Annotated in this window: 17 protein-coding genes and 1 tRNA gene; all 18 read right to left on the reverse strand. The window is 34.6% G+C overall.

Features of this window, described 5'->3' with window-relative positions; all coding sequences use genetic code 11:
- On the reverse strand, window positions 1-1479 hold a 1479-nt coding region (locus HMPREF1495_RS12875; protein WP_242832916.1), incomplete at its 3' end, for a TM1812 family CRISPR-associated protein.
- Window positions 1480-1514: 35 nt separating this feature from the next.
- Complete coding sequence (locus HMPREF1495_RS12880; protein ID WP_034215597.1) at window positions 1515-3425, reverse strand: TIGR03986 family type III CRISPR-associated RAMP protein; 1911 nt, start codon at window positions 3423-3425, stop codon at window positions 1515-1517.
- Entirely contained in the window at window positions 3425-3964 is a 540-nt protein-coding gene (gene csx19, locus HMPREF1495_RS12885; protein WP_034215598.1) for a type III-D CRISPR-associated protein Csx19, read from the reverse strand. Before csx19 ends, HMPREF1495_RS12880 begins: the two co-directional genes overlap by 1 nt.
- A complete protein-coding gene (locus HMPREF1495_RS12890) occupies window positions 3939-5423 on the reverse strand; it encodes an RAMP superfamily CRISPR-associated protein (protein ID WP_034215599.1) in 1485 nt (494 codons plus the stop codon). Before HMPREF1495_RS12890 ends, csx19 begins: the two co-directional genes overlap by 26 nt.
- 13 nt (window positions 5424-5436) lie before the next feature.
- Window positions 5437-7728, reverse strand: coding sequence for an RAMP superfamily CRISPR-associated protein (locus HMPREF1495_RS12895; RefSeq protein WP_242832917.1), 2292 nt, complete (start codon window positions 7726-7728; stop codon window positions 5437-5439).
- A complete protein-coding gene (locus HMPREF1495_RS12900) occupies window positions 7718-9442 on the reverse strand; it encodes a hypothetical protein (RefSeq protein WP_034215603.1) in 1725 nt (574 codons plus the stop codon). Before HMPREF1495_RS12900 ends, HMPREF1495_RS12895 begins: the two co-directional genes overlap by 11 nt.
- A gap of 39 nt (window positions 9443-9481) precedes the next feature.
- Window positions 9482-10222, reverse strand: coding sequence for a CRISPR-associated endoribonuclease Cas6 (gene cas6, locus HMPREF1495_RS12905; RefSeq protein ID WP_034215605.1), 741 nt, complete (start codon window positions 10220-10222; stop codon window positions 9482-9484).
- Between the two features lie 27 nt (window positions 10223-10249).
- Entirely contained in the window at window positions 10250-10606 is a 357-nt protein-coding gene (locus HMPREF1495_RS12910) for a hypothetical protein (protein ID WP_034215607.1), read from the reverse strand.
- Between the two features lie 468 nt (window positions 10607-11074).
- On the reverse strand, window positions 11075-11911 hold the full coding sequence (locus HMPREF1495_RS14160) for a zinc ribbon domain-containing protein (protein WP_242832918.1): 837 nt from the start codon (window positions 11909-11911) through the stop codon (window positions 11075-11077).
- Window positions 11895-12146 carry a zinc-ribbon domain-containing protein gene (locus tag HMPREF1495_RS14165; protein ID WP_242832919.1) on the reverse strand — a complete coding sequence of 84 codons (252 nt, stop codon included), beginning with the start codon at window positions 12144-12146 and terminating at the stop codon, window positions 11895-11897. The genes HMPREF1495_RS14160 and HMPREF1495_RS14165 overlap by 17 nt, the downstream gene beginning before the upstream one ends.
- 50 nt (window positions 12147-12196) lie before the next feature.
- On the reverse strand, window positions 12197-14095 hold the full coding sequence (locus HMPREF1495_RS12920) for an ABC transporter ATP-binding protein (RefSeq protein WP_034215609.1): 1899 nt from the start codon (window positions 14093-14095) through the stop codon (window positions 12197-12199).
- Window positions 14095-15840 carry an ABC transporter ATP-binding protein gene (locus HMPREF1495_RS12925; protein WP_034215610.1) on the reverse strand — a complete coding sequence of 582 codons (1746 nt, stop codon included), beginning with the start codon at window positions 15838-15840 and terminating at the stop codon, window positions 14095-14097. Before HMPREF1495_RS12925 ends, HMPREF1495_RS12920 begins: the two co-directional genes overlap by 1 nt.
- Before the next feature lie 86 nt (window positions 15841-15926).
- Window positions 15927-16010, reverse strand: a tRNA-Leu gene (locus HMPREF1495_RS12930).
- Window positions 16011-16064: 54 nt separating this feature from the next.
- Window positions 16065-16421, reverse strand: a complete 357-nt coding sequence (gene rplT / locus HMPREF1495_RS12935) for a 50S ribosomal protein L20 (RefSeq protein WP_007591881.1) — start codon at window positions 16419-16421, stop codon at window positions 16065-16067.
- Between the two features lie 27 nt (window positions 16422-16448).
- The gene (rpmI, locus tag HMPREF1495_RS12940) at window positions 16449-16646 is read right to left on the reverse strand and encodes a 50S ribosomal protein L35 (RefSeq protein WP_007591879.1); all 198 of its coding nucleotides are present in this window, start codon (window positions 16644-16646) and stop codon (window positions 16449-16451) included.
- A gap of 28 nt (window positions 16647-16674) precedes the next feature.
- Window positions 16675-17172 carry a translation initiation factor IF-3 gene (gene infC / locus HMPREF1495_RS12945; protein WP_007591878.1) on the reverse strand — a complete coding sequence of 166 codons (498 nt, stop codon included), beginning with the start codon at window positions 17170-17172 and terminating at the stop codon, window positions 16675-16677.
- 212 nt (window positions 17173-17384) lie between these two features.
- Entirely contained in the window at window positions 17385-18641 is a 1257-nt protein-coding gene (locus tag HMPREF1495_RS12950; RefSeq protein ID WP_034215612.1) for a CAP domain-containing protein, read from the reverse strand.
- A gap of 21 nt (window positions 18642-18662) precedes the next feature.
- Window positions 18663-19673, reverse strand: coding sequence for an asparaginase (locus HMPREF1495_RS12955; RefSeq protein WP_007591874.1), 1011 nt, complete (start codon window positions 19671-19673; stop codon window positions 18663-18665).
- Window positions 19674-19675 lie beyond the last annotated feature (2 nt).

A 19675-nucleotide genomic window follows, 5' to 3' on the forward strand; every position in this document is an offset into this window, starting at 1 on the left:
CACATTTCTAATTATTTTAAGAGTGCGGTGGCTTTGCAACAGAGGAACCACCTTAGTTCTAAAATCATCTAGCACAATACTTCCAATCCTATCATTGTGAATATATCTGCTTTTTATTTCCAACTTATCACCTTGGTTATTGCTTCCGGGATAATAATAACACAAAGCATGATTTTTTAAATTTCTCCATTCTACATTAGGTTCTCTACTTCCCTCTATCAAATGATATACATAAAAAGCCAATTCCTTACTTCTGTCTTGATTTTCAAACCTGAATTTATTCAAATATTTGTTAAATGCACTGTATTCATCCTCTCCAAAACCTTTCAGTTCTTCACTATTAAAGTATAATATTTCTTTATCTTGATAATAATAAGGAAGCATAGATTCTATAAATGTAAGAGCCTGTTGAATCAATCCTCTGTTTACACACCAGATGATAAGGTCCAAAATATTGGGGTTTTTTAGCAGATCACCATATTCATCTTTTATTTTTTGCTCAAAGATTCCCAGTGATGTACCTTTCAAAATACTCTTTCCATCTTCATTTACACCGGTTTGAAATTCGTTTCCAAGTTCTTTCAAGCCCTCAATAAATGCTTTAGGATCAGACATCTGTGCACCCAAAGAAATCTTTTTCATATGTTCTATGGTTTGCTTTGCTATCTTTTGTACAGCTGGATCTGCTCCTGTTAGATATGAAAACTCATTTTTGCTATCAAAGTATTCTGATAATACATCTGCATTACCAAAATGCAAAAAATCATTGATGCCTGAGAAAAAGCTAAAAATATTAAATGCAGCACTTTGATCTTCTATTCTTCCTGAAGCCATATTTATACCCATTATCATCTTTGGTCTTATTGCTTCTCCCACTGATAACAGTGAGATAACTGCACCTAGAGCAATTACTACATCCCTTAGTCCTCCATGAGTATCAATATATAGTCTGAATGATTTTTTTTCCTGATTCTTTTTTCTACGTATAAACTCTGCCGCCGTTGCAATAGCTCCCAATTCATCTTCCGGAAAATAACATTCCTCTTCCATAGATGCAGGTATTAAAGGAACAGACGGATCAATAATATCAGCTTCCTGAAGTCTATGTTCAATTGGCAGTTGATTTTTATATAATTTTTTCACCTGATAGTTTATTTTATGTTTTCCTTTTTCAGGTGATTCATCAATTCTTTCCTTAAGATACGATACTGCACTGTGTATATTACCATTGCTGTCAATTCCATTCTTTTCATCCTGTTCCAAGGTTTTCCTGCTGCACAACATTATAATATTTACCTCATCTTCCGGAGGCATTCTCTTCAAAAAATAACGGACTATACTTTCTCCTTGAGATTTGCAGTCATCAATAATAATATCTTTTCCGTCGTTTCCTATACCTTGAAATTGATCTCCAATTTCCATTCTCGGGTGATTTCTTCCGTTAAATGTACTGACAGCCATAAGTATTGTGGATGACATAATATATTTCCCCCTATTACATAATAAAAATTGGTTTAGTCTTTGCGAAATTCCACCGATTTCAAACTCTGATCTTCATCTTTATAATTCGGCAATGTATTTGTCGGTTTATCATCCTTTTTTCCAAACATCCAGTTTTGAGAAAACCACTGTGCTGAAGACAAGTCATTATCCTTTAGGTCTCTTTCAGGTATATTGCTTTTATTTATTACATTTGGATATTTCACTTCCGTATTAGAGTTTAAGTCAAAATCCAACACCTTACTTATATTATCTAAGGAATTATGTATATCAGTTAAAGGAACATCAAATTTATTATCACTAAACAAATCCCACACCTTTATATCATTTACTAAGTTAGTACATGATTTAATTATATACTTATGTTCTTTTGACTTAAATTCTCTTATCTGAATATTCTCAACTACTATCTTCGCACTTCCGAATCCTAAAGGCTTTCCATGCCCCAACTTATAACAATGTTTTCCGTCTTTATCATTTTCCCCAAGACAAAGAAGTGTTGCAAGCTCGGCAAGTTGTTCATCTGAAATATTTTCAAAGTACACTTTAAAAGTAAAACTACCCTTATCTATTCCACAAATCTTTGTATATACTTTATCTTCAGGTAGATTTTTTAATTTATTATAGTCAGGTTTAAAATGCCAATAAAACTTTCTACCTCTGATATTACATTTAGAATCATCATAACCGGATAAATAATTATCGGTTTTGGCATAGAAAGGCAAATATGACGGATGTGGTGTACGCAGTTCTGTAAGATTATATTCCTTAATTGAATCCAAAATATTACCTTCGAATATAGCATCTGTAATTCGTATACTGCTGCCCAGTCCTTCCTCATTTCCGACCATACCGAACAAGCTGCAAGCTTTACAAAGCTTTTTTAAATCTGCACATGGCATCTTATTTTTCTTTTTAAGAATACTGTCTATTGGAGTATAATATTTAAAACGACCTATGCTTGCAAGAGAAAAATAATATTTTCCATTGACTTCCTTATACCAAATCGGTAATACACCACCATTTCTTTCAAAAGCTTCCAAATCTACATTTGCATACCCTCCATGTTGATCCGCATTCCACTTTTCGATTGATTTGACAAACTTTTGATTGACTTTTTCATCCCTATATACTTTTAAAGTATCTTTTAATGCGTCAAAAGCTTGTTTTATAATATTGGGTGTTATTTTTTCTATTTTATTTTGTTCAGAAAATATACTCTCATATTTTTTGTTTGAAATATATTCTCCAATATAGTAATATCCGGATTTTTTGGCTTCTTCATTACCGATATCCGTCGCATAATACTGTATAATATCTTTACCGTTAACATTTACTTTTTTAGTATGCAAATTGAAAGAAACCTGTTTTCCATAATCTTTTGCAATATCTTCATATGACATCGTGGAAAAGTTAGGGTCTGTAGGTTTTCCAAGTTCTTTAAAATACTCATCTATTTGGAATTTATATCTCTTAGCTTGGTGTAATTCCCAGTTATTGCCTATCTTTTTTATAAGCCCGGGTTCAAATGCCTTTTTAGGTCTGGTTGTAATATATTGATTAGGCTTAGCTGTGGCATAACAAGAGTCTGTCAGTGTTTCATACATATTTCGAAGAGGACCTCTTATAGAACTTCCAGTAATTATAGGTTTAGTGTTTTCACCTACACCAATATGTAAGAATTTATAAGCATAATGTTCAGACTTATTATCATCACTGCTGTCGTTTGAAGAATCATCATTTCTAAATTTACTTTTATCAAAAGGATCAGGAATCAGTATAGGAGTTTTTGGATATATGCGACAAGTGAATACTCCGGTATTGCCTCCCCTTTTGGCCATACTTTCATATTTTTTTGTTTCTTCTCCTTCTATAAATGTATATGGATTGATAAAATAATTGTTATTACTAAATTTATAGCCCATTATTTTTCTCCTTTCAAATCCTTACTATAGTCCCTTTTATCAGCACTTTCAAAGTCAACCAAGCGGTAATCCCTTATAAACGCCTGACCTGATTCATTATCCACTCCAAAATAATGACGAATTCTTATTGCGGCTCTGTCTAAATCCGCTATATCTTTTGGAAGATTATAACTTCCGCCGGCTGTTGTATTCATTACCCCGGGAGCTTTGTTTGACCTGCTTGTATCAATGTCAAGAAGCTGAATTTCATCAAAGTAGTCCACGCCTTCTTCTTTATTATTATCTTCTTTCTGACATCTATAGATGAAATCTTTCCCTATATCACTTCTAAAGAGCTTCCATTCTTTGTTCTTGTCAAAAACACGAAGTTCCAACAGCTTATTCACATTTTTAATAATGTCTTTATTCCAAATACCTACATCAAATTTATTTGTATACTGTGCAACAAAGAATGTACTGTCTGTAGCATCAGGAAAGTCTTCATTTATTTCATTTAATACTTTTTCTATATCATTATTTTTGACCTGTATGTGTTCCATTCTCTGTCTCCTTTTTTCCAATCAACGCTTTCAAAGTCTCATATAGTTTGTCAAATACTACAGAGTTTGTTTCACCTTCAAGCTTACATTCATTCAGTTTCACTCCGTTTATTTCCAGTATGGAAAAAATACCTCTCCCTACAGATGTTGCTCCTCCGACTGCCAAATATCCTTCATGTAGGTCTGTCAATGTGGCTGCCAAAGCATTGGTAAAATCATCCGAATATACTACAGCTGTATTATACGGATCTCCAAAACCGATATCCAATGTAGTCTCCCCACCTATGTATATTTTCTCTGTAAACAATGCGCCTTCTGCAGTACTTCCAAGGAATCTGTCGATAGCATTTCTGGACATTTTTTTAAACTGCCCGCCTGTCAGTTTGCTTTCATTAAAATAAATAAGTGACTTCTCTTTTACTTTACTGTTTACAGTACCGAAATAATAATAAGTTTGAATATCATCTTTACCTCTTTCAAATTTTTTTACCTTACTGCAATCAATCAGCTCTTCCATTCTATGACCTATAGCTCCTGCCCAAGTGGTACCGGGAATAACCGCCACCTCTTCAGGTGATTCGTTCTTATCAAACTTTACAGTCGTCAGCTGTTCTTGGTCAGGAGAAGATTCTTCATCACTACATTCTGTACTGTATCTTCTTATGGAAAGTCCTCCTTCCAACTTAAGTTTTAATGAAAGCTTCTTACTATCTTTTAATGTCCATTTTTTATCTTCATTTAGAGTCTTTAGCATATCTTCATATGAATCGCCAACTTTCCATGACTCGTCATCAAAAAGATTGAATTCCAACCAATCCTCTATACCATTATCAGGATTTTTTACAAGTTCAAAGCTTCTTCTAATGATTTCTACATTACATATTTTGCCAAATCCCCTGGTAGTCTTTGCACCGAATCTTATATCCGTTTCTTTCCAGATTTTTGCAATATTTATCAGTACTTCATCTGCTTTTACCTTTTCATTTATATCAGATTGTTCCTCGGATATCTCTATAAAAGTTTGAAACTTACAATCACCTTCCAAAATTTCCCAATCGAATTTTGCCTGTTTTTTTGCACTTTTATACTCATTTAGGGCAACACCGTCCCTTTGAGAAATACGGTATTTAGGATTTCCATCCTTATCTTTATTATCTCCTACTAAAGTAGCATCATAAAATATGATTCTACTCTCTATAATATCATCGTCACTATTGAACTTATTTCCTGTATTGGTTGGTGAATATCCAAAGTAATACTTCCACGCCTTCTCATCCATAATCCCCTGACAGGCTTCTCTAAGCACTCCGGCCACGGCACTTCCAGGAATATAAGGAATCCCCCTTGCATCACGTAAAATATCCTGATCTGTGATATCATTTCTTCCACTGCCGATACATAAAGGAGAGTCCGGTTGAAAGGTTATTTTTAAATAATGTTTTTTTATAATTTTCCCCATTTCACTGCTCCTGCTAATTAAATTTTTTCAAATACTTTTGATTTGCCAACAATTCAAGCATCAAATTACCCCACCAAGTAAGAATATGCGAATTAACTTTTTTCTCATCCGTCAGTTGGCATAACAAGCTATAAATCTTACATTTTTCCGATTCATTATACTTATCCGTGTTTGCTCCAAGTATCTTTTTAATATCCAAACTGCCTAAATCATTTTTATCAGGTAGCTTTGTCCCGAAGAATCTCTCTGCAACTTTTCCGATCTCATTTCTTTCCGTATCACGCTTTATAGATACAATACGTTTTGCAAAATCAATATACTTCTCATTTGCAACCGATTCACTGTCAGGTAAAGTCTCTTTTACAATAAGATTCACACGCCCTATGGTAGATGGAGACATAATAAGCTTTGAATCGTCTTTATCCATTTTTACAAGCATATCTTCAAGTATATTTTGGTAAAGTACTTTATATAAGCTCTGTTTCAATATCTCTTTGACCTCATCATTAACATTAGAAAGCTCATTATCAGCTTTTGTGGATTTATTATCTTCATTATCCACTTTTAATTCGTATGGAAGTTCATCTCCTTTATAAATACTGACCTTTCCGAAGCCCTCTAAGTTTCGTTCGCCTACATAATAATTTTTGATATCGACATCTTTTGCTGCTTTATATACAAATGTAGAACCTGACTCTATTCCTGCAATAGGAGCTTTTCTAAGATTCCAAACACCAGAATAACCATATATCATTGCAGGCTGTATGGAACAGAACGGGTAATCAGTCTCTCCTATTTGAATATCTTCATCCGCTTTTTCATTTAATAATCCAAGCTGTTCTCCAATAATTTTATATACTTTCTTTGGCTCCTGTGTGTATCCGTAATCATCAGAAAAAATGCCTCTTGAGGCCAATGAAACATATATCAGCTCGCCTTTTTTAACATTAAAATCCTTGATTATGTCGGTATTTAGCGATATAATACGGCATTTTCCATACTGCGCAGTCTTTGACTTTCCGAAATTGAAATTAGTGTTTTTTAAAAGTCCTAAAAGAAGTTCATAGTATTGACTGCCGCATATAATATTTCCTGCAAAGATTTGTCCTTCTTTCAATGCAGTCTGTGAATACAGCAGGGCATCATCACCTCTTCTGTGGTGATAGATGACCCTTTGCTTCGGCTCACAATCTAAAATATTCAAAGCACCGGACTTATTTGATTTTTCAAGGTATAAATATTTGCCTTTTAATTTCTTTGGTTGATTTCCGTTTGCAGGATTATAGTCATCACTGCTATAACCTTGATTCTCTGAATATTTTAAGCTGTTTACATATTTCTTGCTTTTTTTCATCTTGTTTAAGAATGAAGGTGCCGGATAAAAATTATGTTTTCCATCTGAAATATTAAAATCAGAATATATGGTATCTCCGTTTAAAAACAAACGAACAAACTCTTCATCATCTGCACTGTTACCCTCTATACTAAGATAGCTTCCTGCCAAAGCCCCCAACACAGACTTACCTGAAATATACTTAAGTGTAGTATTTTTATCATCTCCACTGATTATCAATGGACCAGGGTTTTCAAAAAATACAGTAATATTAAGTTTTTGATTTAAATCTTTATTTATTTCAACATTTTCAACAATTTTAATATAATCTTTTGTATCGGCTGCTTTATCCTCTGCCTTAAACTCGCATTTTACACATCCAAGTCCACGATTTCTATTCATACCTATATGACGAAGTGACTTACATATCTGTTTTAATTTATATTCTTGACCATCCGGGTATTCTACCTTTGCAATGAACTCAAGTCTGTTTTCTTTATCAAAAGGTGAAAATTGATGGATGGTTCTTGTAAATCTAAGTGAATTATCATCAGCAACACCGTTTTCCATTCTTGTTTGCGCCTTCACATCGGAAAAAAGATCCAGTACTTCATAAGGTGATATATATTTTTTGATTTCTTTGTTTTCTTGTAGAAGTTTCAGACCCACCTTTATCTGTTCATATCCTGATATATACGCATTCTCAATTTTGATACCCTTTGTAGAATCATCGCCGCTTACTCCAAACAGATAATTTAAAGGATCTGTAGATTCTTCCCACAATCCCGAGTCACTTAAAAGTTTTGCACATTCTCTTAAACACCCCTTCAGTCTTCTTGCCGGTATAAAAGGAATTCCAAGGTCATCATGCTCCGCCTCGGAGTCAACAGTTCCATAGTATGAATATCCGTTTCCCGAACATAGATCAGAGTACAGTGTAATATGTATTTCACCTTGTTTCTTATTCTGCATTTTCTTCCTCCTCTTCTTTTGCCTTTCCATATCCTGTATCATACATACGTACAAGATCCTTTAGGAGTTTCTTATTATTTATAAAATACTCAATACTCTCAATATCTGATTTAAATCCCATGCTTTCCTTCTTATCTTTTGACATATGAGCTATAATTCGTCTAAGCTCTGTTCTTAGTGCTGATTCTGAAAGCGATACGGGGATTGCCAAACCTTTAATATTGCTTCTGCCAAGAAGTGAAAGCTTTGTATGGAAATCTTCAACATCTCCCAATGTAAGGAGATTATCCTCTTTCAGCTTTTCTATTATTTTTTTATTATCAGCCTCTTCTGTTGCTTTTCCTTTTTCCCAAGGCGGCAAGTTTTTATTTTTTACAGGTTTATAGTGATAAGATGTCTTTTCTTCAACATTACTTTCCACCAACCAAGGTCTTGAATTGTCATTATCTCCATTTTCTTTACGAATATCACTTAACTTAAAGACTATTCCGCCCTGACAGTACTCAAAGTCCATAAGATTGGCCAATGTCAAGCCATTATCCTTCATATAATTTTTGCAGGTGTCCTCACAGCACTGCTCGGCAATACGGTATGCATCTGAGAATGGTGTATGACTGTGGAAAATAGCCGCTCCCGCACATGATGAATATGGTGAAGGTATCTTTGAAAGATATTCTTTGATAATCTCATAAGATTCGTCGGCTCTACATATAATAGTCATCTCATCTCCGGCTCCGATTAGGATTCTGCTTCTAAAGCGTTTTTTATCTGAGGACTGCTTCTCATCTTCTTTTAACATATCCTTCTTTCTGTCATCAATAAAAGTTTTCTGTATTTTCTTAGAAAATTCTCTAAGTAAATTTACGCAGTCGTCATAATTTTTCTTTCCATTTAAGCATGCCTGTACCTTGGCACCCATAGCATTCCCGTCAATATAAAATATTGCCAACATGCTGTCTTCACCCTTTGTCTCGGCCACGATATTGTCTAATATCGTCTCACCCATCTCATCACCATGCTTCCTGACTTCTTCCCAATATTTTTTCAGCTTGGCATTGGTCTCTGTAGAACATTTAAAATATGACTTTCCTGAAGCACTGATATCTTTTGGTGCATGATCATACATATAAGTCAAAGGCATTGATGATACCGGAGATGTCTGTACTATCGGTAAACTTCCATATGGCTGTGTATAAAGTGCAATGCTTTCACGAAATCTGTGCCTTTGATACAGCCTCTCATAATCTCCCGGATTCTTGGAATCATCACTATGGTAGTTATCTTCTCTAATGTTTCCGATATATGTGGCAACTACTCTTAAAGTTCCTATCTCTTTTAATATTTTCTTTGTAAAAATCTCTGTGGTCTTTTTCATTGCTTCTTCATTCTTATAAAGCATCAAGAAGTTTCCACCTCCGTCATAGACAATCTCACCTATATACTGATCACCGTTCATTCTCTCTTCAAATTCCTTGAAGCTAAATTTCTTAAGTTTATCTTCGTTCGGATCATACCTAAAAACAGCATCACTACCTTTAAATTCTTCATTTATCCGGTCTCTATATACCTTTGCGGCATCATATAAGTAATCTTTAAACAAATCTCTGATTATTAAAGATGCTCCAACAATCTCCTTTAACTTTGAACTCTTATAAATAAATTCCTGTTTTCCTCGTATATCATACATACATAGTACATAATCTTTTTCAGCCATAGCTTCTCCTTTAACAATATCACTTTTAAGACTTTGGTATCAGATCTGTTCAAACATCCCGAATCCTTGAGAATTCCTTGAGCCCAAACCTGTATCATATAAAAACTGCAAGCTTTCTATATCCGACTTTAATGTAAAACTTCCCTTCCAAGCCGTTATAAATATTTCACCTCCAAACTTTGTTACATATTTATTTCTTGCTACGTTAAAATCCTTATGTGGAAGTAAAAATATTCTGGTACTGTTCTTTTTTCCTACTACAGCCTTAAATTTTCTTTGAAAGTTCTTTGTTAAGTAGTAATTAAAGTATGGATCTGTCGGTTCAAGATAATTTGTTTTTGTTTTCTCACCTTCCCGATATGCAATATCTACACAAACAGGTGACAGCATTCTGATTTCCATTTCTTCATACAATATCTTGGTATTGGTCACTTCATATCGAATCAAAAAGATTCTCTGTCCTGCCAGTTCAAATACTTCTTCATTTTCCAATGCCTGCGCAAGTACCTCGCAGAAAAAAGGAACAGGACTTCTTATTTCCCACTCTATAACATTGTAAAACATTATTTTAGAACCCGACACTTGAAAATGACCCTTCAACAAGCTGAATACAAAGAGTTTAAAACTTTGTCCTTCGGTTTGAAATCCTTTATTATGTAGAAAATCTGAGAATTCAGGATATTCAGAGAGTCTTTTATAAATGAATCCCTGTAGAATATGATGATATGAAATAGGTAATACAAGCTTATCCTCTATCTGAAAATATAGTTTAAATTCCATGTCAACTCCTTTATAAGCTCTTTTTATTTAATATCTTCTGAACTGTACAAATTCAAACAGCATCTCTTTATGATATTTTCCGTCATCATCTTTCCACTCTTTGACATTGCGTTTGCTGCAAGCTGCGACTACATCTATACCTTCATTTTTTAACAGAGTTACCACTCTGAATGATAGAGTAAACTCTCCCTGTAAAAGTACTACCTTATCATTCATTGATAATATCTTTTCTTTATACTCATTTGCCATGGCATCCAACTGTTCTTCCGTATAAGCAGGGTCCACAGGAGGGAAAGGAATCTCCTTGATATCTCCATATATACTTGCTGCTTTTTTTTGTTTTTCGTCCCACATATCATATGGATGATTGGTAAAGTTAATCATAGCTTACTCCTCGTATTTGATATATTTTTTTCTATAAAAATATCCGGCATATATTGCCGGATATAAAAAATTTTATTTGTATAGTTTACATATAGGCTTAATATCCATCCTTCGATTTATTACTTATACATTTTACAAGGTGCTTTTGTCAGAATATATTATTTACTGCGAATACTAAATAAAATATATCGTATAATATTGATATTTTAACTATGTCAAGTAGGCTGTTTTCTCATTATAATAAATATATTCTTATTACACTTGTATAGATAAATATCAACTAAATCAATCAAAATAGTAACTTGATTGGAACTATATTAAGCATATCTGAATATTATCGTAATTTTTTTGCAATAAAATGTCAATACATTATTATTTAACTTCTATGTATACGAAAAATAACGGCCAAAGCAATCCGCTTTGACCGTTATTCTATATTAAATATTAAATTTCATACATCAATTATTATTACATGTTCGAAATCATCCAATAAACTATAAAGTCTATAGATAATCTTAATACAACGCTTAATACCGTCCAAGTTAAAAATCCTATTAAGGCAACCTTCAGTGCAGCTTTTGCTTTTTTAGGATACATACTCTTCCATGCAAAGTATAGAGTCAAACCTATTACAGGAATAAAGAAACATAAAACATTTATACCGGTACTTGGCTCATCGAGTTCATTGGTATTTGCCGTGTTTTCAACAGAAACATTTCTTATAGTATTTTCATTACCGACTGTATGTACAACCTGTTTTCCGCACACGCTCATACTCCACATAATGAAGAATATACAGACTTCATATACATAAAAAGATATTTTCGCCATAATCCATAGAACAATATTTAAAGTTTCAAAACTGAATAAATCCTCAAATATAAAAGTAAGTTCATAGTAAATAAGGTAAATTGAACTTACCGTATGGCGCAATACTGTTAAAATCAATATGAATCCGCAAAATTTAACAAGAGTTTTATTTTTGCTTAATGCCATTATACATAGCACAGCAAATACGATACAATTATCAATTGCCGCTACAAAATTTGTAGGAGCTAAAAATACAGTTTTAAAGAAATCAGGCAACAAAACCCCAATCCCACCATATTTTAAGGTATACATTATCCCCGGTATCGATGATATGACAATCAATAATATTGGCACAGCCAATATTATTTTGTTCTTTGAATTCAGAACTAAAAGCCCTACTATCATTACTAAAGAAAGAATACATAACAATGAAATATAAAACGGAACACCTATCATTGTTCTTTGGCTGTCAAATATGTCAACAATATAAACCATAAATCTGGATAAGATGTAAATACCCGCCGATACTAAAGCTGTTTTTTTTGATAAAGTTCGGTATTTCCGCATTACCTTGTATTTCTGCATTACTTTGCATTTCTACATTTCTATAGGTTTTATCCGGCTTATCTTTACTTAATATAACATTGCTTTCACTTTGTACAGGTACGCCGCAAAAACCGCATACTTTATCACCATCTTCGAGCTGTTTACCGCAATTTGAACAAAACATATATGCACTCTCCTTAAATTACAGGTCTAAAAATATATACTACATTTTTATTATACCACTTTTCCCGTATAAAGTTGATAATATTTTCCCTTTTGTTCCAATAAGCTTTCATGTGAACCGCGCTCTATTATTCTGCCCTGCTCAAGTACCATTATTACATCCGAGTTTTTAATGGTTGAAAGTCTGTGAGCAATTACAAATGTAGTTCTTCCTTCCATCAATGAGTCCATACCGGCCTGTACAAGCTGTTCTGTTCTTGTATCAATTGAAGATGTAGCCTCATCCAAAATAAGTACAGGTGGATCTGCTAAAGCAGCCCTTGCAATAGAAAGGAGCTGTTTTTGCCCCTGTGAGAGATTTGCGCCTCCCTCATGAAGGAATGTATTATATCCGTCAGGAAGTCTTTCTATAAAGCCGTCTGCATTTGCAAGTCTTGCAGCTGCTCTACACTCCTCATCCGTAGCATCAGGACGTCCGTATCTGATATTTTCCATAACGGTATCTGAGAAGAGATTTGTTTCCTGAAGAACCACGCCCAAAGATCTTCTAAGGTCGTCTTTCTTTATCTTTTCTATGTTTATACCGTCATATCTTATCTTACCGTTTTGAATATCATAAAATCTGTTTATAAGATTTGTTATAGTTGTCTTACCTGCACCTGTAGAACCTACAAAGGCAATCTTTTGTCCCTTGTTTGCAAAGAGATTTATATCATGTAATACTATCTTTTCAGGTACATATCCGAAGTCGACATTTTCAAATACAATATTTCCTTCAAGTTTTGTATATGTGATTTCACCGTCAGAATGTATATTCTTCCATGCCCAAATACCGGTTCTTGATTTTGACTCCGATATATTTCCCTTACCGTCTATTTTTGCATTTACCAGTGTAACATAGCCTTCATCTTCTTCTACAGCTTCATCCATAAGTGCGAATACTCTCTGACTTCCGGCAGCCGCCATAACTACCGCATTAAGCTGTTGTGATACGGTCATAAAAGGTCTGTTAAATGCTTTTACCAGTGAAAGGAATGCGGCTATAGTTCCTATGGTTACACCGAAATGACCGTTTATAGCCAGATATCCTCCGACTACAGCTATTACTACATAGCTTAAGTTTCCTATTTGAGCAACTATAGGCATAAGTATATTTGCATATCCGTTTGCTTTTGAAGCGGCCACACAGAGATCTTCATTTATACCCTTAAATCCCTCTATGTTCTTATCTTCATAGTTGAATACCTTTACAACCTTTTGTCCGCTTATCATCTCTTCTATATATCCGTTGACTTTTCCAAGTGTGGCTTGCTGTATTCCGAAATATTTACCCGATAGACTTGCGGCCTTACCTGAAGCCTGTACGGAAATAATAATCATAATAACCGATACCACCGTCATCATAGGGCTTAAAATAAGCATTGTTACAAATACGGCGACAAGTGAAATCAATGCTTCCACCAGCTGTGGGAAGGATATTCCTATAAACTGTCGCAATGTATCTGTATCATTGGTGTAGATTGACATGATATCACCATGTGAATGTGTATCAAAATATCTTATAGGAAGTTTTTCCATATGTGCAAAAAGATTTCTTCTTATCTCACGCATGGTTCCCTGTCCTACATTTACCATTATTCTATTGTATGTATATGCGGCTAACACACCGGCTGTAAATATACATATCAGTTTACCTATCTCAATTGCAAGCGGAGTAAAATCAGGATTACTTTCTTTTGTAAGAGGAATTATATAATTATCTATAATATCCTGCATAACGGAAGCACTCAGTGAACTTACTACCGCCGATATCAGTATTCCTATAATTACAACAAAGATACTTTTTTTATAGTTCTTTAATACAAGTGATATTACTCTTTTCATGCTGTCACTTGCAACAACCTGTATAGTTTGATTTATACCGCCTTTTTCTCTATTTATTCCCGACATTATACACCTGCCTTATCAAAATCCGCATTGCCTTCAGACTGCGCATTTGCTGTGGATCTGTATATCTCATTAGTCTCAAGCAATTTTTCATGTGTATCAAATCCGACAATCTTACCGTTATCCATTACAATGATCTTATCAGCCTCTTTTATGGATGATATTCTTTGAGAGATAATGATTTTTGTAGTATTCGGTATCTCTTCTTTGAACGCTCTTCTTATCTTTGCATCTGTAGCGGTATCAACAGCAGATGTAGAGTCATCAAGTATCAATATCTTAGGATTTTTAAGCAGTGCTCTTGCAATACAAAGTCTCTGCTTTTGCCCACCCGATACATTGCTTCCGCCACGCTCTATCCATGTATCATATTTTTCAGGCATTCTTTCTATAAATTCGTCGGCACAAGCAAGTTCACAGGCTCTCTTTATCTCATCCAGAGTAGCGTTTTCATTTCCCCAACGAAGATTGTCGATTATACTGCCTGAGAAGAGTACATTTTTTTGTAATACCACACTTACCGCATCTCTAAGACTCTTTATATCATAATCCTTTACATTCTTTCCTCCCACATATACTTTTCCCTGTGTGGCATCATAAAGTCTTGGAATAAGATTTACCAAAGATGTCTTTGAACTGCCTGTACCACCGATTATTCCTATCGTCTGACCTGATGCTATATGAATATTTATATTTGACAGTACAGGCTTTCCGATACCTGCTTTATATGAAAAGCTTACATCATCAAAGTCGATGCTGCCGTCCTTTACCTCTTTAGACGCATTTTCCTTTGACTTAATATCACTTTCCTCCTGCAAAACTTCCGCAATTCTCTTTGCACTTGCTTCAGATAAAGTAATCATTACAAATGCAAACGAGAGCATCATCAGAGATATAAGTATACTCATTATATATGAAAAAAGAGATGTAAGTTCACCTGTTGTTAATGCTCCGGCTACGATTCTTTTTGCACCGAACCATGACAGTGCAATTATACAGGCATATATTGTAAGCATCATCAAAGGATTGTTTAATACAACAAGTGATTCCGCCTTTACAAATAACTCATATAAATTTGTTATAGCCTTATCAAACTTAGATATTTCCTTATCTTCCTGTACATATGATTTTACAACTCTTATACCGGAGATATTTTCCTGTACATTTGCATTCAATGCATCATACTTTTCAAATACCTGATTGAAAAGTTTAAAAGCTACGGCGATTATAAGAGCAAGGGCTGTAGCCAAAAAGAATATGGCAACAAAGAATATAACAGACATATCTTTTGATATGGATACAGTCATAATCAAGGCAAAAACAAGTGTGGCCGGAGCTCTCATCAACATTCTAAGTATCATTTGATATGAATTTTGGACATTGGTTATATCCGTAGTAAGTCTTGTAACAAGACTTGCACTTGAAAATTTATCAATATTTGAGAATGAGAAATTTTGAATATTTCTAAACATGCCTTCTCGTAAATTCTTTGCAAATCCGGCTGAAGCATTTGCACCGTAAATACCTGCGGCTATACCGCATATAAGTCCAAGAACGGCAAGCGCTATCATTATTGAACCGTATTTTATTACCGCATTGAAATCATTAATTGCAACACCTTTATCAATTATAAATGTCATCATATACGGTATAAGTAATTCAAATATTACTTCTCCTATTATGAATACAATTGTAAGTAAGGAGGCAGCTTTATATTCTTTAATATATTTTGCCAATACTCTTAACATCTTTTCTCCTTTCTTTAACAAAAAAAATTGTACAAAATGTACAATCTTTCAAAATAAAACATCTTCCATCATTTATATAAATTTCATGCAGAAAAAGGGACTTGAACCCTCATGATATTTCTATCACACGGACCTGAACCGTGCGCGTCTGCCAATTCCGCCATTTCTGCTTATAACGCCACGTAAGTTTTACTTACGTGGCAAGTATAATACAATACTGAATATTATGCAAGCTTAGATTTTGCAACTTCTGCCAACTTAGCAAAACCTGCAGCATCATTTACAGCCAACTCGGCAAGCATCTTTCTGTTCATATCAACGCCTGCAACCTTAAGTCCGTGCATAAGCTTTGAGTATGAAAGACCGTTGATTCTTGCAGCTGCATTGATTCTTGCGATCCAGAGCTGTCTGAACTGCCTCTTTCTCTCTTTTCTACCTGCATAAGCACTTGCTAAAGCTCTCATTACAGACTGCTTTGCAATTCTGTACTGCTTTGAACGAGCTCCTCTATATCCCTTTGCAAGTTTTAAAACTCTATTATGTCTTTTCTTTGCATTTAAAGCACCTTTAACTCTTGCCATTTAAAAACCTCCTAACCCTTCGTCAACTTATAGATATGGTAAAATTTTCTTCATAACTTTTGCGTTTGTAGCATCTGTTACGATATCTTTTCTAAGATTTCTTTTTCTCTTTGTTGACTTCTTAGTTAAGATATGTGACTTATAAGCTTTGTTTCTTACAAGCTTACCTGTTCCTGTTTTCTTAAAACGCTTCGCTGCTGCTTTGTTTGTCTTTAGCTTTGGCATAATGAATCCTCCTTTTATTACAATATCTTTAAGCCTTCTTTGCTGATAAAAACATTACCAAACTTCTTCCTTCTGCCTTAGAAGGTTTGTCAATTGTTGCCACATCTGAAAGAGCCTCGGCAAAATCATCCAATATATATTTTGACTTGAACATTCTTGCCATCTCTCTGCCTCTGAATCTTAGAGTAACTTTAACTTTGTTTCCCTTTTCCAAGAATTTTCTGGCTGAACCGACTTTAGTATTAAGATCATTAGTGTCAATATTTGGAGATAAACGAACCTCTTTTACTTCTATTGTCTTTTGCTTTTTCTTTGCTTCCTTATCTTTTCTGGCAAGTTCATATCTGAATTTACCATAATCAATAATTTTACAAACAGGGGGTTTAGCTGTCGGAGCAATAAGAACCAAATCCAAGCCTGCTTCCTCTGCTTTTTCCCTTGCCTCATTTATTGAAACTACACCTAACTGTTCACCCTCTGATGAAATAAGACGAACTTCTTTAGCTTTAATCTGTTCGTTAATCAATTGTTCGCTAATACCTTTATACCTCCATTTTCTTTACCAATATAAAAAGGCAGATAGAAAACCATCCGCCCAAATAATCATTTAATCAAAAATCAAAAAATGTTTATATGAACCAAAGTCACTCCTGTGCTAAGGTGAGGCGAACCTGCTTTCTTTCAACGTGTCTATGTTACCAGTTTTCTTTTTGTTTGTCAATCGGTTTTTTGAATTTTTTACGGATGTATGACTTCATATCCTTCAATGTCATAATAACCTGCCGGATCCTCATCTCCTCCAAACCATACATGAGAGTAGTTTTTATCCATAGCCACTCCCATAGTTGTTATAAATGACCAGTCATTATCACCTGTTATTACTTCATTATGACCTGAAGAACTCTTCCATAAATCAAGAGCCAACTTAGGATCTATTCCGATACTGTGGTATACGGATATTTCATATCCTGCTCCCGTATAGTCTGTCAATTCACCCGGCTTATCCCACATAATCTCTGCATGTTCATGATCGGGTGTGTATGCTCCACCTCTCCAATTACCGTTATTGGACCAGCTGTGAAGATTACCCTGAATCCCTCTTTCATCAAGCTGAAGTCTTGGTGTGTAATCATGTGAATCTTTTACATGGGCTCTTGCAACACTTGTAAGAGATTTTGAGAATGACAGCTTGGAAAGTCCAAGGCTCTCCCTATACTCATTTATCAAATAGTATAAATTCGCCTCATCTTCACTCAGTCCATATTCTCTAAGTTCTCTGATAACTCTTGCTCTTTCACTTTCTCCGTCAACATTATCATTTGAGATAACGGTTGTTGGAACAGTAGTAATACCGCTCTCTATAGTACTCAATGTTTCCTGTTTTGCCGTATCATTGTTTTCATCGGTAACCGGCCCGATACTGTTGGAGTTTTCGGTTGTAGCTACAGGTCCGATACTGTTGTTTGTATTTTCAAATACAGAGTTTTCATCAAAGTTATTTAAAGTATTTGTGTCTGCTGTATTATCATTAGATACCTCTTTGAAACCGTCATCGGCCAAAGAATCTACAACATTCTCATAATTATCATTTAACTCTGCACCCGGTCCGATCAAATTTCCCAATTCACTATTTTCAAGCTCAGGTCTTTGATCGTTTTCTGTTAAAATATCTTCTTTTTTCTCTCCGTTATCAAGTACATAGTGACCTTCAGGTATTATTGTATTTACAAGCATAGCACCGTCCGAACCCGGATAATAGTTTTCCACCCATGAATCTTCCACCATGTAGCCGTTATCATTAAAATAATACCACTTTTTATTTATGTTTTTCCAAGAATCACTCGGGTATGTGCCATCGACCTGTCTATACCACCACCCTATATCATTTTGCTTCCATCCCTCTAAAACAGGAGGTGATGCCAAAGCAGTCATTGATAATAAACAACTTGTAAAACAAACAAAAATTAATCCCAAGATTTTCTTGCTTAAACCCATTTCAATCTCCAAAATAAAACTTTACAGCCCTTCAAAGGCACATAATATATCATAATTTACTTCCTCATAGAAAGCTCTTCTAAGATCGGAATATGACGTGTATCTTTTCAACAGGACCATCAATTTCGTAATTGTTGCTTCCAATGTCATATCATATGCCTCTATAAGACTGAAATCTTTTTTGATTTTTTGACCCACCTGATAAATCTCCATATTGGAGCCCTCATTTACAACCTGAGTTGCCATGACAATGAATTTGCCCATTTCCTGCCACTTCTCCATCTCTTCATAGAATTTATCAAGCATATTGTCGGGTATACCCCCGACTCCGAAACTCTCTATAATAATACAATCATAGTTATCAAATAAATATCCAAGCATGCCCTCTTTCATACCCGGAATCATTTTTAATACACATACCGAATCACTTAAGTCAAGGAAGAATCTTACCCTCTCTCTCATAGGTATGTATGGAATGTATCGTATTATGTGTTTTTCCTGGATTCTTGCAAGTACCGGGAAATTCACACTATGAAACGCATTGAATGATTTTGCCATCATCTTTTTTGCTCTGGTACCGGCAATTACATTACCGTCAAATACCAGAACAACATTTTGAGAATAATCATCACATGCATAGAGAATACTGTCTCTTAAATTTAATTTTGCATCTGTACCGTCTGTACTTATCGGCTTTTGAGCTCCTGTAATAACTATAGGCTTTCTTGAATTTTGTATCATATAACTGAGAGCCGCCGAAGTATACGCCATAGTATCCGTACCGTGTAAAATTACAAATCCGTCATAGGAGTCATAATTTCTTTCAATAGCTCTCGCTATATCCTGCCAAATACTTGGTGTAATATTTGTAGAGTCAATATTGCAAACCTGCAACACATCTATCTCACAAAGTTTTTCCACTTCCGGTACAAATGTCAAAATCTCAGGTGCCGAGAGTGCCGGTGACAATCCCTCACCCATTTGCTTTGAAGCAATCGTTCCACCTGTTCCTATCACTAAAATCTTCTTCATAG

It is taken from the genome of Lachnoanaerobaculum sp. MSX33 (assembly GCF_000512995.1).
Lineage (GTDB): Bacteria > Bacillota > Clostridia > Lachnospirales > Lachnospiraceae > Lachnoanaerobaculum.

Bases quoted from the DNA above. Each gene is read 5' to 3' on its own strand.
- HMPREF1495_RS12950 (WP_034215612.1), bottom strand. From the start codon at position 18,641: ATGGGTTTAAGCAAGAAAATCTTGGGATTAATTTTTGTTTGTTTTACA.
- cas6 (WP_034215605.1), bottom strand. From the start codon at position 10,222: ATGGAATTTAAACTATATTTTCAGATAGAGGATAAGCTTGTATTACCT.
- HMPREF1495_RS12925 (WP_034215610.1), bottom strand. From the start codon at position 15,840: ATGTTAAGAGTATTGGCAAAATATATTAAAGAATATAAAGCTGCCTCC.
- HMPREF1495_RS12910 (WP_034215607.1), bottom strand. From the start codon at position 10,606: ATGATTAACTTTACCAATCATCCATATGATATGTGGGACGAAAAACAA.
- csx19 (WP_034215598.1), bottom strand. From the start codon at position 3,964: ATGGAACACATACAGGTCAAAAATAATGATATAGAAAAAGTATTAAAT.
- HMPREF1495_RS14165 (WP_242832919.1), bottom strand. From the start codon at position 12,146: ATGTTTTGTTCAAATTGCGGTAAACAGCTCGAAGATGGTGATAAAGTA.
- rpmI (WP_007591879.1), bottom strand. From the start codon at position 16,646: ATGCCAAAGCTAAAGACAAACAAAGCAGCAGCGAAGCGTTTTAAGAAA.
- HMPREF1495_RS12900 (WP_034215603.1), bottom strand. From the start codon at position 9,442: ATGGCTGAAAAAGATTATGTACTATGTATGTATGATATACGAGGAAAA.
- HMPREF1495_RS12920 (WP_034215609.1), bottom strand. From the start codon at position 14,095: ATGTCGGGAATAAATAGAGAAAAAGGCGGTATAAATCAAACTATACAG.
- HMPREF1495_RS14160 (WP_242832918.1), bottom strand. From the start codon at position 11,911: ATGGTTTATATTGTTGACATATTTGACAGCCAAAGAACAATGATAGGT.
- HMPREF1495_RS12955 (WP_007591874.1), bottom strand. From the start codon at position 19,673: ATGAAGAAGATTTTAGTGATAGGAACAGGTGGAACGATTGCTTCAAAG.
- HMPREF1495_RS12880 (WP_034215597.1), bottom strand. From the start codon at position 3,425: ATGGGCTATAAATTTAGTAATAACAATTATTTTATCAATCCATATACA.
- HMPREF1495_RS12890 (WP_034215599.1), bottom strand. From the start codon at position 5,423: ATGGGGAAAATTATAAAAAAACATTATTTAAAAATAACCTTTCAACCG.
- rplT (WP_007591881.1), bottom strand. From the start codon at position 16,421: ATGGCAAGAGTTAAAGGTGCTTTAAATGCAAAGAAAAGACATAATAGA.
- HMPREF1495_RS12895 (WP_242832917.1), bottom strand. From the start codon at position 7,728: ATGCAGAATAAGAAACAAGGTGAAATACATATTACACTGTACTCTGAT.